The 13944-nt window shown below is 50.6% G+C and carries 12 protein-coding genes; 10 read left to right on the top strand and 2 right to left on the bottom strand.

Annotation, left to right across the window (positions count from 1 at the left end; translation table 11 throughout):
- Window position 1 precedes the first annotated feature (1 nt).
- Entirely contained in the window at window positions 2-766 is a 765-nt protein-coding gene (locus IEY46_RS12355; RefSeq protein WP_188992311.1) for a metal ABC transporter ATP-binding protein, read from the bottom strand.
- Window positions 767-791: 25 nt separating this feature from the next.
- On the bottom strand, window positions 792-1751 hold the full coding sequence (locus tag IEY46_RS12350; RefSeq protein ID WP_373288830.1) for a metal ABC transporter solute-binding protein, Zn/Mn family: 960 nt from the start codon (window positions 1749-1751) through the stop codon (window positions 792-794).
- Between the two features lie 400 nt (window positions 1752-2151).
- Between IEY46_RS12350 and IEY46_RS12345 the strand changes: the two genes are divergently transcribed.
- From IEY46_RS12345 to IEY46_RS12300, 10 genes are all read left to right on the top strand, one after another.
- Window positions 2152-2598: a MarR family winged helix-turn-helix transcriptional regulator gene (locus tag IEY46_RS12345; RefSeq protein WP_188992309.1), complete on the top strand. Its 447-nt coding sequence runs from the start codon at window positions 2152-2154 to the stop codon at window positions 2596-2598.
- Window positions 2599-2677: 79 nt separating this feature from the next.
- Window positions 2678-3079, top strand: a complete 402-nt coding sequence (locus tag IEY46_RS12340) for a DoxX family protein (protein WP_188992308.1) — start codon at window positions 2678-2680, stop codon at window positions 3077-3079.
- Window positions 3080-3262: 183 nt separating this feature from the next.
- Window positions 3263-4213 carry a ring-cleaving dioxygenase gene (locus tag IEY46_RS12335; RefSeq protein WP_188992307.1) on the top strand — a complete coding sequence of 317 codons (951 nt, stop codon included), beginning with the start codon at window positions 3263-3265 and terminating at the stop codon, window positions 4211-4213.
- On the top strand, window positions 4210-4824 hold the full coding sequence (locus IEY46_RS12330) for an alpha/beta hydrolase (protein ID WP_188992306.1): 615 nt from the start codon (window positions 4210-4212) through the stop codon (window positions 4822-4824). The genes IEY46_RS12335 and IEY46_RS12330 overlap by 4 nt, the downstream gene beginning before the upstream one ends.
- Window positions 4825-5006: 182 nt before the next feature.
- Window positions 5007-5708: a response regulator transcription factor gene (locus IEY46_RS12325; protein ID WP_188992305.1), complete on the top strand. Its 702-nt coding sequence runs from the start codon at window positions 5007-5009 to the stop codon at window positions 5706-5708.
- A gap of 14 nt (window positions 5709-5722) precedes the next feature.
- On the top strand, window positions 5723-7102 hold the full coding sequence (locus tag IEY46_RS12320; protein WP_229750266.1) for a sensor histidine kinase: 1380 nt from the start codon (window positions 5723-5725) through the stop codon (window positions 7100-7102).
- A 3-nt stretch (window positions 7103-7105) separates the two neighbouring features.
- On the top strand, window positions 7106-7882 hold the full coding sequence (locus IEY46_RS12315; RefSeq protein ID WP_188992303.1) for a hypothetical protein: 777 nt from the start codon (window positions 7106-7108) through the stop codon (window positions 7880-7882).
- A 374-nt stretch (window positions 7883-8256) separates the two neighbouring features.
- A complete protein-coding gene (locus IEY46_RS12310) occupies window positions 8257-9627 on the top strand; it encodes an ABC transporter substrate-binding protein (protein WP_188992302.1) in 1371 nt (456 codons plus the stop codon).
- Window positions 9628-9736: 109 nt separating this feature from the next.
- The gene (locus IEY46_RS12305; RefSeq protein ID WP_188992301.1) at window positions 9737-10855 is read left to right on the top strand and encodes an ABC transporter ATP-binding protein; all 1119 of its coding nucleotides are present in this window, start codon (window positions 9737-9739) and stop codon (window positions 10853-10855) included.
- A gap of 13 nt (window positions 10856-10868) precedes the next feature.
- On the top strand, window positions 10869-13856 hold the full coding sequence (locus tag IEY46_RS12300; protein WP_188992300.1) for an extracellular solute-binding protein: 2988 nt from the start codon (window positions 10869-10871) through the stop codon (window positions 13854-13856).
- The last annotated feature ends 88 nt before the right edge of the window (window positions 13857-13944 follow it).

Genomic DNA, 13944 nt, shown 5'->3' with positions numbered 1-13944 from the left:
TTCACCTCAGATTCAGCATAAGTGCGGGCTCATCGTCCTGCTTCAGCATGGTTAACCGTCCGCCATAGGTTTTTTGAAGCATATCGGCTGTAAAAGTTTCCTCAACCGGTCCATAAGCGATTATCTGCTCGTTCAAAAGCATAACAGAATCAAAATACTCCTTCACAGTCGCCAGATCATGATGGACAACCAATACGGTTTTACCCTGATTCTTCAGCTCGTTCAGCAGTGTGATGATCGCCTGCTCGGTAGCGGCATCAACCCCTACGAACGGCTCATCCATGAAATACAGACTCGCGTCCTGCGCCAGCGCCCTTGCCAGGAACACACGCTGCTGCTGCCCTCCGGAAAGCTGGCTGATCTGCCTGCCGGCAAAATCGGTCATATCGACCTTCGCGAGACATTCCATAGCAAGCTGTTTCTCTGCTCTGCCTGGGCGCTTGAACCATCCCAAATGCCCATAACGACCCATCATCACGACATCCAGCGCATTCGTCGGGAAATCCCAATCGACAGAACCCCGTTGGGGTACATAGCCAACGAGCCTGCGCTGCTGCGAATAAGGTTTGCCATAGATGGCAACGTCCCCGCTTAAGCGGGGGATCAGCCCCAGTGCGGCCTTAATCAAGGTGGATTTGCCGGCCCCATTGGGGCCTACAATACCGACCAGGCCTCCTTCGGAGACCTCAAATGAAATACTTCTGAGAACAGGTTTTTTCTGATAGGCGACAGTCATATTTTGAATGGTAAGCGGTAGGGTATGCATCGTTCGCAGTTCTCCTTTACTTTAATTATTGAAGTGCAGAAACAATTGTATCTACATTATGCCGGACCATGCCGATATAGGTGCCTTCCACCGTGCCTTCCGCGCCCATCGCATCGGAGTAGAGCTCGCCACCGTTATGGATTTGATGGCCTTTCTTGCGTGCACCTTCAATAACGGCGTCTATTGCCTTGCGTGAGACGCTGGACTCAATGAACACAGCTTTGATCTGGTTGGCTACCAGATAATCGCGCAGATCGGTGACATCCTTGGTGCCGGGCTCGGAAGCGGTACTGATGCCCTGAAGTCCCATAACCTTGATATTGTAGGCATCTCCGAAATAACCAAATGCGTCATGTGCCGTGACGAGTACGCGCCCTTCTTCCGGAATGGAGCTGATTTTATCGGCTGTCTCTTGGTGGAGCTCCTCCAATTGACGGAGATAATTCTCCGCATTGGAACGGTATTGCGCTTCATGTGCGGGATCATGTTTGATAAGGGTATCCCGGACCGATTTCGTTGCGCTCATCCAATGGCTGACATCGAACCAGATATGCGGATCGTATTCCGTGCCGGTTTGATCGCCGTTTCGCAATTTAGAGCGGTCGATGCCGTCCGAAACGGCGACAATAGTTCGTTTCTTAGCCATTTTCTCCAGGATTTCCGTCATTTTCCCCTCCAGATGCAAGCCGTTATAGAACACAATGTCCGCTCTGTCGAGCTTATTGATATCCCCTTGGGACGCTTTATACAAATGAGGATCGACGCCGGATTTCATCAGTCCGGTGACTTCAACATGATCGCCGCCCACCTGCCGGACGATATCGGTAATCATGCCGATAGTTGTCGTGACGCTCAACTTGCCGTTCTCATTGCCTTGGGTTGTGTTTGAATCGGGACTGCCGCAAGCAGAAATGAGGGTAAACACGAATAATGCCAGCATTGCAAGAAACAATCGTTGAAGGGCCCGTTTTAATCGGGGATTTATCATTTTTTTCATCTTTAGACTCCTTTTGGAATGGATTGATCCTGTTCATTTCTTGTTTGGTTGCGCAGTAATGAATAGAGGAGCCAGCTTATACAGCGGCCAACTTTCCTTTCTACAAATAATTTGACCGAGGGCAACTTTTGATTCAAAAAAAATGCCGGATCGATTTGTTTCCTTTTGACTATAATATTATCTTATACCAAAATTATTGCATGTACAACAAAAAATTGCACCGGGGAAAGAAAAGACTCCTACAAAAAAGTATCTCTGTTGGTTTGGATCTACTGTTCCTGAATCGAATGTAAAATGATTTTCAAAAACCAGTTGACAGAAGTCTGAAAATCATATATCTTTAATTCAAGATAATTAAATGCAAGATATTAGGGAGGCGAGGTGAACAATGACCGGAAAGCTGGATGAGGAGCATCAGGCATCACTGAAGCTGTTTGTAGTCCTGTCCAAAGCCTACAGGGCTATTATGGACCGGGCGGTGAAGGATATGAGAAAATTTGATCTGTCACCGTCTGAATTCACGATTTTGGAAGTATTGTATACGAAAGGAAAAATTCCCCTGCAGCAGATCGGGGAGAAGATCCTGATTACGAGTGGGAGCATGACCTACAATATCGACAAGCTGGAGATTAAAGCGCTGATCCGGCGCGTTCCGTGCAGCTCTGACAGAAGAGTCATCTATGCGGAAATATCGGATTCGGGAAAGAAGCTGTTTGATCATATTTTTCCCAAACATGCGGAAACGATTCATTCCTTAATGAAGGCTTTGTCGTTGGAGGAGAAGTTGGAAACAACCGAAATGATTAAGAAATTAGGGAAAGGCGCACTGGAATGATCGCTTTGACGGCAATTATTCTGTCTTATATCTTAAATTGAAGATTATTAAAATAAAACTATTTGGAGGATGATTATTTATGACAGCAGTTGGTTTGTTAGTGGTTCGTTTGATCGTGGGATTATTGTTTGTGGGGCACGGAGCCCAGAAGCTTTTTGGCTGGTTTGGCGGTTACGGACCGAAAGGAACCGGCGGGTGGATGGAATCGATCGGCATCAAGCCCGGCGTTCTGATTGCAGTTTTGGCTGGGTTGATGGAGCTTGTCGGCGGTCTGCTGCTTGCCTTGGGTCTGCTTACACCGGTCGCAGGCGTTCTGATTGTTCTTGCAATGCTGGGAGCTATTATTACCGTACACGGAAAGAATGGTGTCTGGGCAACGGCTAACGGTTATGAATACCCGCTCGTGCTGATTGCAGTCGCGGTTGCCGTCTCGCTGATCGGTGCAGGACCTTATTCCATCGATGCCGCTTTGTTTAATTAAGTTTGATCCTCGATAACAACAGGACGACAGGGAAGCTTGCCGGGAATTGGGGAACATTAAAGGGACAATCGTTTCCCTTTGAATGTTGCCCCATCCAAACCAACCGGACACGTGGGGTTGATCGATAGAAACCATGTAACAAGGACTGTTCGTACATCATTCGAAAAAAAGGAGCTGTTCATGATGTCTTTGCAAACAACCGGTATTCACCACATTACGGCTTTTGCCCGCAACCCTCAGGAAAATGTAGATTTCTATGCCGGTGTTCTCGGATTGAAACTGGTCAAAAAAACAATCAACTTCGATGCTCCGGAAGTATATCATCTTTACTTCGGCAATGAGGCGGGAAGCCCGGGTACCATCATTACCTTCTTCCCTTGGCCGGAATCGCGCAAGGGCCGCATCGGGGGCGGGCAGGTTGGCATCACGACCTTTGCGGTACCTGTCGGAGCGCTCGGTTTCTGGGAGGAGCGTCTGGCAAGCTTCCGGATCGATACGTCAAAAGCAGAGCGGTTCGGCGAAACCTTCCTGCAATTCTCCGATCATGAAGGAATGCGTCTGGAGCTCGTTGAACGCGATGAAGGAGCGCCAAGCCAATGGACATTCGGAGGAATCCCGGCGGACAAAGCTATTAAAGGCTTCGGCGGCGCCGTTTTGTTCAGTACGAACGCGGCCAAAACGATGGAGGTTCTTGAGCAAGTCCTTGGCCTGACAAAATCTGCCGAAGATGCCGGATATGTGCGTTATGTAGCTTCTGGCGACTCCGGCAATGTGATCGATATTCCCGGCAGCAGCATGGAATGGGGAGCAGGCGGGGCGGGAACCGTCCATCATATCGCCTGGCGTGCGGCTGATTTTGCCGAGCACGAGCAGTGGCAGCAGGCAGTTGCAGGCCATGGCTACCAACCGACCGGAATTATTGACCGCCAATACTTTAACGCGATATATTTCCGCGAAAGCGGGGGCATCCTGTTTGAGATCGCCACGGATCCGCCCGGCTTTGCCAACGATGAACCAGCCGATGCATTGGGACAGCAACTGATGCTACCAGCCTGGCTTGAGCCCAAACGAGCCCTTATTGAAGCAAATCTGCTGCCTATTGAGGTTAGAGAGCCGGAGGTGAAGGGTCAATGAAGCATCTATTCGAGCAAGGCACGCTTAAGGACGCGCCGGCACTGATATTGTTTCATGGGACGGGAGGTAACGAGCGCGACTTGATTCCGCTCGCCAGGCGCATTTCTCCCGAATCAGCGGTGCTAAGTTTACGGGGGAATGTGCTGGAGAACGGAATGCCACGCTTCTTCAGACGGTTGGCGGAAGGCGTATTCGACATCGAAGATTTGAAATTCCGGACGCAGGAGGTTAAGGCATTCCTGGAACAGGCAGCGGAGCAATATGATCTGGACCGGAATAATTGGATCGCTGTCGGTTATTCCAATGGAGCGAATATTATTGGGAGTCTGTTGTTCCATTACGCGGATTTATTCAAGGGAGCCATTCTTCATCATCCCATGGTTCCCTTGCGGGATATTACGCTGCCGCCGCTTGCGGGAACAAAAGTATTTATCGGTGCGGGAAGCAATGATCCAATTTGCCCTCCAAGTGAAACGGAGGAGCTCCAGGAGCTGCTGAGCGGTGCCGGTGCTTCCGTTACACTGCATTGGGAGCGCGCCGGGCATCAGCTTACGGCAACCGAGGCGGATGCCGCGGCGGTGTGGTTTAAACAGAACGCCGCTCAAAAATAACTTATTCTGCACTTCTTTAATTGCAAGCCCTGCCCCTCCATTACAGAGGGGCAGGGCTTAGTCCTATTTCCAGGAATTCTCCAAGCTGGTACAATACAATACAGCCCATCAATCCAGTTTGCAGGCGGAAAGCCGAGGAAACGGGGAAGGCTGGGCAAGATTTTAGGGAACGGGGGAATGGTATGGATATTTTGATAGTGGAGGACGAGACGCCGATCCTGGAAGTGCTGCAATCCTATTTTATTAACGAAGGCTGGAGGGTACATACTTCCACAGACGGAATAGACGCACTGGAGAAAGTGCGGACGACCCGATTGGATATGGTTGTGCTGGATTTGATGCTGCCCGGTATTTCGGGGGAAGAGGTATGCAGAAGCATTCGGCAGGTCTCCAATTTGCCGCTGATCATGCTTACTTCGAAGGCGAATGAAAACGATACCATAAATGGATTGAATTTAGGGGCTGACGATTATATAACGAAACCTTTTCGCATGAAGGAAGTGGTCGCCCGCATATATGCACTTCAGCGCAGGATGCAGCTAATCACGACAGGCAGCAAAACCACGCAGAAGTTTAATGGGGGACGCCTCATTGTTTATTTCGAATCCAAAGAGGCCATTATCGACGGGCGGCCGGTCAATTTAACGTTAACCGAATTTAAGATTATGAATATCTTGACCAGAAATCCCGGCAAACTGTACAACCGGCATGATTTGTCATATGAGGTTCAAGGTTACCGTTACATCGGCGACGACCGTACAATGGACGCGCATATAAAGAACATTCGCCGCAAAATCGAGGAGGACCCCAAAAATCCCGTCTATATTTCGACGAAGGTCGGAGCGGGATACAAATTTAATTTTTTTCCGGATGATGAAGGATGAGGCTGCCGGTCTGGTTGAAGAAATCAGCGCCGGTTTATTTCATTTGCCTTTTCCTGGTTTCCTCCGTGATGCTGACAACGATGTACGTTATCTATATCAGTTCATGGGACCGGCTGCTTATTCATTACAAAACCTCCTATTTGGATGATCAGAGCCTGAAGCTGGCATTCGTTATTCACGATAACATCATGAGTAAACCGCTTAATGAAGAACGGATCAGGTGGATCAACAGCTTATCCAGACAATACGCCGTATCAGTGAAGTATGCCGATCCGGCCGGTCAGAGGGTGTGGATAGACACAAGCGGCAGCCAGGAACCGGCGGCCGTGCCTTACGTCGTCGAGCTTCCTATGGTAATTGAAGGTGAGCTTGGCGGTAAGCTGACGGCAACGTATGACTTGAGTAAAGATAACTATTTTCCCTATTTCACGAAGTTGAACTATAAAGCCAAGAATATAGCCGGACTTGTATTTATCGTCTTGCTGATGCTGTCGCTCGTCATCTGTTTATGGTTATCTCTTCGAATCTCGAGCCCGCTTCGGAAAAATGCGAAACAGGCACAGCTGATTATGAATGGCGATTTGGGGACATTCATGCCGGTCGGCGGTACGTTCGAGCAGGCCCAATTCGCTCAGGCGGTCAACTATTTGCTGTCGGAATTCAAGCAGCAGGAGAAGTGGCGGAAGCAGCTGATGCAGGATTTGACGCATGAGCTTCGGACCCCGCTTACATCGGTACTGTCGCGTTTGGAAGCGATGATTGACGGCATCTATCCGCTAACGGAAAACAATATGAATCTGATCTATGCCGAAATCGACCGATTATCACGTCTTGTTAAAGATGTCGAAAAACTGTCGGAAGCCGAGGGCGCACGTTTCACATTGAATGTGCAGCGGATCGACATGGCGCAGCTGCTGAAAGGCGTGCATGAAGGTTTTTTATTTCTGGCCCAGGACAAGCATATTGCGTTTAAGATGCAGCCGGTCTATTTTCCCTGCTATGCCGAAGTGGATCCGGATTTGATGATTCAAGTCCTATCCAATGTGATTTCCAATGCGATTAAATATACGCCTTCCGGAGGCATCATCGAGCTTGCATTAACGACCGAAGATCATGAGACTGTCATCCGTTGCTCCGATAAAGGAATCGGCATTTCCGCTGAGGATCTGCCCTATATCTTCAACCGGTTTTATCGGGCGGACAAATCCCGTTCCCGGGAAAGCGGAGGCCTTGGTGTCGGCCTCAGTATTGTTCATGCGCTCGTGGAAGCGCATGGAGGAACGATTGATGTGGAAAGTGAACCGGAACAAGGCTCGACATTCACAATTCATCTGCCGATTGCATTCGATTCGAGTCTTCAAGCTTCGAATACAGCGGAGAACGAAGGGGGTTAATCATTGCTCTGGATTGCCTATCGCCGACTGAACAGGAACTTGACATTCCTTGTCTATCCCATCGCGCTGGATGCGATCGCATTGGGCATAGGGTGGCTGCTCGCCGGTTTCGTCAAGCAGCCGGCATGGTCGCTTAAGCTGCTGCTTGATATGGGGCTGCCATCCTTAAGCCATTTGCTGAATCAGCCGCAGCTGGCCAATACGATCGATTATTTGCGGCTGTTCGGGGAAGAAGGGGCAGCTGTATCCGCAGCAGCCGTGATCCTGCTGTTATTCGTTTTATGTTGGGCACAAGGGGGGTATATTGCGGGACTGCAAACGATCGCAACAGACGGGAAACCGGATGTTGCGCATTTCATCCGTCATGGACGAGCTAGCTTTGCCCGGTTTGTTTTATTTAGAATCATTGTTTTTCTGGCTAAAATCAGTGTGACGCTGGGAACGACCGCTTTGTTCGGTACGGCCGGTCTTTTCCTTTCTTTGCTCGTCTTTATGACGCTGCGTATTGTATTCATTTATTTGGAATTCACCATGGTGGAGCGACGTCTATCATGGGATCGGGTGCTGGGACAAAGCAGAGCTTATTTCAGCAGCGCATTATCCGATACGGCGAAAATCGTCGTTGTGCTTTTCGCCAGCTCGGGATTATGCAGCTTCCTGCTGCATCGGTTTTGGAGCCCTGCAGCAGCAATTGCCGGCATTATCATTTACGCCTACGTGATGACGGGTCTGCAGGTGGCACTCATGACAGTATTGACTCAGACGAGGTCTGAGAGTTAGATAGCTGCGAAAACACTCATCTGGCACTTCCGGGTGAGTGTTTTTTTGTCTTCACAGCAAATTCACAGTAAACTCACGTCGTCTTCACAGGATGTTTGATACTATGAAAACAAAGTAAGCGCTTACCGTATATGCGGTTATTTCCATGCAAGCCTGAATTGAAAAAGGTGAAGGAGGAATGGAAAACGTTGCGATGGGAAGCCCTGTATTTTGTCCCCGGCTGCTGCTGCTCTCATGTCTGTCCCGAAGGGAGAAGGTGAACTGCAGCTGCAATGGGGCGAGATGTCAACAAGAAACGTCTGGCAGACAATTTCGAAGATGGTTGCAATTGAATTTCTACTTAAGAACAAGGGGGAGTTTATATCCATTACTTCGTGAAGCGCAAGGGAATACTGGCAGCCGTTATCGTTATTCTGATGCTGGTGACAGCCGCATGCTCCAACAGCGGCACAGATTCGAATAAGCCTGATGATAGCGTAAAGACAGGCAATACCGTAAAGGAGACTAACAAGGAAGAAGAAGCCCAGCCGAACGCGACACCCGCCGAGCCGGTAACGATTACGATAGCTTTCCCTTGGGGGGAGGAAATCTTCAATTCCCGCTTCAAGCCGATTGAGGAAAAGCTGGAGAATGTGACGATCAAACGGGTTGATGCCGCAGGGACGAACGAAGCGCTGCAGGAGCTGTTCGCCACCGGGGCCGAGCCGGATATCATCATCGGCAATCATGGCTTCAAGCCGCTATTCGATCTTGATGTCGTGGAACCGCTGGATGAATTGATGAAAATAAATCAATTCGACGAGTCGATTCTTGACCCTTCGCTAGTTGCTTATCTGCGCGCACAGGACCCCGAAGGTCGGTTGATGGGCTTTCCTGACGGACAAGGCGGGCAGGTGCTCTTCTACAACAAAGAGATTTTCGATCTGTTCGGCGTTCCTTATCCGGACCCGGATAAAAGCATGACCTGGGATGAATTGCTTTCGCTGGCGGCGAAAATGACGGCGGAGCGCGACGGGAAGAAATATGTCGGGCTTGAGTTCGGATGGGGTTCAATGGATTCGGATGCCACGGTTGCTTTGAACGAATTGGCATTGAATAAGACCGATCCGGATACAGGAGAAGTGCTCATTACGAAAGATCCGGGCTTCACAAAATATTTTGACTGGATGAAGAAGTTCTACAGCATACCCGGGATTGTCGGCGAGCATACGAAAGGCAAAAGCCTGTTCTCCATGAAGCAGGCTGCAATGTCGGTGAATTGGAACGGTATTCTCACGGGAGACTGGGGCGATAAAGAGTTCAAGAAAAATATGGATATTGCTCCTGTTCCGGTATGGGCGGACGCTCCCGAGAAAGGGCCGATCGTTGGCACATCCCCGATGGTTGTTACAACCTTCAGCAAACATAAGAATGAGGCATTCAAGGTGCTTGCCGAATACATGTCCGATGAGAATCAGACGAATATCTTGAAGGATATGGCTTCGGGACCGGCAGTCTCCAATCCGGATATCCGTAAAACGTACGGAACGAACGTCGAGGCCTATGCGGATAAAAACATCAGCGCCTTCTTCAAGGTATGGCCGGCTATGCCGGAGAAACACTTCAGCGGTTGGGATCAATATGTAGATATCGGCGCCAGTCTGGCTGCATTTGCCGAATCCGACAAGGATGTTGCCACCTTTCTGCGCAAGCTGAAGGAAGAATCAGAAACAAAGATTAAGGAAGCGATGGCAGCGGCGAAGTAACGGGCCATAGCGGAAATAAAGCGGTTAGCGTTAAACCGGGAATCCTGGGAATAGACCGGCAGGGCGGAGTGAGTTCCGCCCTGTAATGGAATGAAAGGGGGTGTGACCGTTGGCCAAAATATTGTTCAACCATGTATATAAACGATATGGCAAATTCAAAGAAGTAGCCGTTAACGATTTCAATTTACAGGTAGAGGATGGAGAGTTTCTTGTTTTTGTAGGACCGTCGGGATGCGGCAAATCGACGACGCTGCGAATGCTCGCCGGGCTCGAGGATATATCGGACGGGGAAATCTATATCGGTGATGCGCTCGTCAATGATTACTCACCCAAGGAACGCGATATCTCGATGGTTTTTCAAAACTATGCGTTATATCCGAATTTAACAGTCTATGAAAATATCGCTTTCGGTTTAAGGCTGCGCAAGCTACCCAAGCACGAGATCGATTTGTCTGTGAAGCGTGCGGCCCGCGTGCTGGAGATCGATAATTTTCTCGATCGCAAACCGCGGGAGCTGTCCGGCGGGCAGCGGCAGCGTGTCGCTTTGGGTAGGGCGATCGTCCGTAAACCGCAAGCTTTTTTATACGATGAACCGTTGTCCAACCTCGATGCGCGGTTGCGCGTACAGATGCGTGCGGAAATAATCAGTCTTCACCGGAAAATGGAGGTGACTTCCATTTACGTTACCCATGATCAAGTGGAAGCGATGACCATGGGCGATCGGGTTGTCGTCATGAATAAAGGCGTCATTCAGCAGGTTGATACGCCGGAGCTAGTCTACAATCGTCCGAATAACATTTTTGTCGCCAATTTTATCGGCAATCCCCCCATGAACTTCATACCTGGGAAATTGCTTGAGGACGGGGAAGATGTGGATTTTCACACGAATCGGTTCGCCCTTCGTCTGACGGACAAACATGCGGCCCAATTAAGGAAACATCAGCTGGTTGGTAAGACGGTTATATTGGGCATTCGTGCGGAGCATATGAGCTTTGAATCATACGAACTGGAGCAGCATTCCCGTTCGCTGATTACCGGCGTGCTGGAGTTTGGCGAGTTTGTCGGCTCAGACCGCTATTACCATCTTGAAATCGGTATGGACAGTTTGCTGATCGCGCGGGCCCATACCCGCTACCAATTCAACAACGGCATGAAAGTGAGCGTTGCGCTCGATATGGAGAAAGCTTTGTTCTATCACAGAGATACGGAAATCCTGCTGACGGATTGATAGGGGGAAAGCTATGGCAAGCCGAAATACGAAAAAAATCTGCTGTCTATTGGCTATTGTCATCCTGATCATGACGATCATCGGCACCCCCCGGTCTCCGCAAGGGAGCTCGACCGCCTATGCGACCAACCAAACGCCAAGCGGAGCGGACGACAACCAAACCCGGCTGCAGCCGGCTGCTTTACCCGACCGGACCGAGCCGTTCTATTATGAGGTTCGTCAAGTTTGGGAGAAAGAAGGCGTTCCTTCCGGGACGGTGACAATGGATATACCTGCCGGCAAATGGGCGCGGAAATCCGATGATGCTTTATTGGGCTCTTATCAGGGAGAGAGCGGTACGCTGACGTTTGCCAAGTCAAAAGGATGGGTGGAATACAAGGTTAATGTGGAACGGGAAGGCTTGTACGAGCTTGACGCCACCTATGTTCCGGTCGTTGCCGAAGATAGCGGAGGACTGCAGCGGATCATGCTTGCCATCCAGGTGAATGGGGAGTATCCGTATGCGGAAGCCCACTCGATGACGCTGGAACGAAGCTTCCGCGACCGGAAACCCGACAAGTTTGACGAAGACGGCAACCAGATGCGATCGCTTATCGAGGAAACGACGGTCTGGAGCACGAAGCCGCTGAAGGATATTGAAGGCGCCTATGCGCAGGCACCGCTGTGGCATTTCAAAAAAGGGCTGAATACGATCCGGATCGAGGCGCTGATGCAGCCGCTTGCGTTGAAGTCGCTGACATTGAAACCGCAGGAAGCCGTTCCTGCCTATCAGGAGGTAAAGCAGACAGTTAGCGCTCCAGCGGCCGGGCATGGCGCTGTGATCGAGATCGAAGCGGAGCAGTTCAGCGCTAAAAATTCCTCCTCGATCCAGGTTCAATATAATCGCGATCCGTTGACGATGCCGGCATCTCCAAAGACGATCCGGTTTAATACGATGGGAGGCTGGAGCTGGTATAAAGGCGGGCAAGCCGTCACGTGGGAATTCGACGTTCCCGAAGACGGTTTGTACCAATTGGGCATGCGGGCCAATCAGAACTTCCGCTCCAATTTGTCTGTTTTCCGAACGGTTACGATCGACGGGAAGGTTCCGTTCCGGGAACTTCTGCGCTATCCGTTTCCTTACCATTCCGGATGGGGAGGGGTCACCCTCCAAGACGAGGAGGGAAGCCCGTATGAATTTTATTTAAGCAAAGGGCATCACACCCTCGGACTTGAAGCCAATTACGAGCCCTATATGCCGCTGCTTGTGCAAATGGACCATATGCTGGACGAATTCCGTGCCGTATCGACGGATATTAGAACCGCGACGGGAAACCGCGAGGACCGTTATCGGGTATGGGATGTCGAGAAGGATATACCCGGGCTTACGGATCGTCTTCAAGCGCTGCAGCAGCAGTTGACGCAGCTATCCGAACGTATGACCGGAATTAACGGAAAACGCGATTCTGTCTCCCAGTCGTTCCTGTCGAGCGCGAAGGATCTGGGGGACCTGCTTGATCATCCGGACGCCATCCCGTCCAGTCAGCTTACGATCGGCACGCTTCAGGAGAAGCTGATCAATCAGCGCAAGGATTTGATGGATAGTCCGCTGGAGCTGGACCGCATAGTCATCACTGCGGCCGGCAGCGAATTTCCGAGGATGAAGGCCAATTGGTGGGAGAAATCCAAAGGGCTGGTTTCGTCGCTGCTGTATTCCTTCGACGACCGCAATTCGATCAGCCGGAGCCGGAAGGATAATGAAATTAACGTCTGGATGTTCTGGGGCCGCGATTACGTCAATGAGCTTCAACAATTGGCTGACGAGAAGTTTACGCCGAAGTCCGGCGTTAAAGTGAAAATCAACCTGGTGCAATCCTCGGATCTGCTCATTCTCGGCAATGCGGCCGGGATCGTTCCCGACGTTGCTCTCGGAGTGCCGAGCGGCATGCCGTTCGAGCTGGCTGTCCGTCATGCGGCGTACGATCTGTCGAAGCTGCCGGGAGGGGAGGAGCTGCTGCAGCGCTACAGTCCCGGAACGCTGCAGCCTTATTATTACGACGGCGGTTATTATGGCGTGCCGGAAACGATGAACTTCAAAGTGCTGTTTTACCGGAAAGATATCTTGAAGCAGTTGGGGCTGTCGGTGCCGGATACCTGGAATGACGTGTACGAAATGCTGCCGACGCTGCTGCAAAATGAATACAATTTTTACGTCGATCCCGCTGACTTCTCGTATTTATTCCTGCAGAACGGCGCCGATCTGTACACGCCGGACGGACTTGCAACGGGTCTTGACAAACCGGAAGCGTTCGATGCGTTCAAGCGATGGACGGATCTGTTCAATATGCATGGACTTGAACGGCAGGTGCAGAGCTTCTACAACCAGTTCCGCAAAGGAACGATTCCGATTGGCATCTCTGACTTTAACCAGTACATGCAGCTGCTGGTGGCCGCGCCTGAAATTATGGAGGATTGGGCGATCGCACCCGTGCCGGGTACGGTTGAGAAAGACGGTACCGTATCGCGTTGGATCGGAGGCTCGCAATCGGTCAGTTCGATGATGTTCAAAGCGGCTTCGGAGAAAAAACGCGATCATGCCTGGGAGTTTCTGCAGTGGTATTTGTCAGCGGAGACGCAAACGGAGTTCGGTTTGAATCTGGAGCAATACAATGGTGAAACGTTCCGCTGGAATTCGGCCAATGCGAAGGCTTTTGCCAATATGCCGTGGAATCCGGACGACCTGAATGTATTTCTGGACCAGTGGCAGTGGATGAAGGAATTCCCTAACGTCCCCGGCGGATACATGTCGGGCCGCGAGCTTGGTTTTGCCTGGAACCGTGCAGTTATCGACGGCGAGACGCCCCGGGTTTCGCTTGAGAAGGCGGTGCGGGAAATCAACCGGGAGCTCGTCCGCAAGCAGCGCGAATTTCATATCGTCGACGATAACGGCAAGGTACTGAAGCCGCTGAAATTGCCGCAGCCGATGGAGCCATGGAAAGGTGCGGAACGTTATGTCAAGTAATACGCAAATCAAGACGCGGGTTAACAGTCAGCGGATAGTGGTTACCGGGAACGTCAAGCGGAATATTGGAACCCAATTAAAGGGTTTA

It is taken from the genome of Paenibacillus nasutitermitis, from assembly GCF_014641075.1.
GTDB classification, from domain to species: domain Bacteria; phylum Bacillota; class Bacilli; order Paenibacillales; family Paenibacillaceae; genus Paenibacillus_Z; species Paenibacillus_Z nasutitermitis.
This window is presented reverse-complemented; position numbering and strand designations above follow the sequence as displayed.

Excerpts from the sequence above, each read along its gene's own strand:
- IEY46_RS12355 (WP_188992311.1), bottom strand. The coding sequence starts at position 766 with ATGCATACCCTACCGCTTACCATTCAAAATATGACTGTCGCCTATCAG.
- IEY46_RS12345 (WP_188992309.1), top strand. The coding sequence starts at position 2,152 with ATGACCGGAAAGCTGGATGAGGAGCATCAGGCATCACTGAAGCTGTTT.
- IEY46_RS12340 (WP_188992308.1), top strand. The coding sequence starts at position 2,678 with ATGACAGCAGTTGGTTTGTTAGTGGTTCGTTTGATCGTGGGATTATTG.
- IEY46_RS12335 (WP_188992307.1), top strand. The coding sequence starts at position 3,263 with ATGTCTTTGCAAACAACCGGTATTCACCACATTACGGCTTTTGCCCGC.
- IEY46_RS12330 (WP_188992306.1), top strand. The coding sequence starts at position 4,210 with ATGAAGCATCTATTCGAGCAAGGCACGCTTAAGGACGCGCCGGCACTG.
- IEY46_RS12325 (WP_188992305.1), top strand. The coding sequence starts at position 5,007 with ATGGATATTTTGATAGTGGAGGACGAGACGCCGATCCTGGAAGTGCTG.
- IEY46_RS12300 (WP_188992300.1), top strand. The coding sequence starts at position 10,869 with ATGGCAAGCCGAAATACGAAAAAAATCTGCTGTCTATTGGCTATTGTC.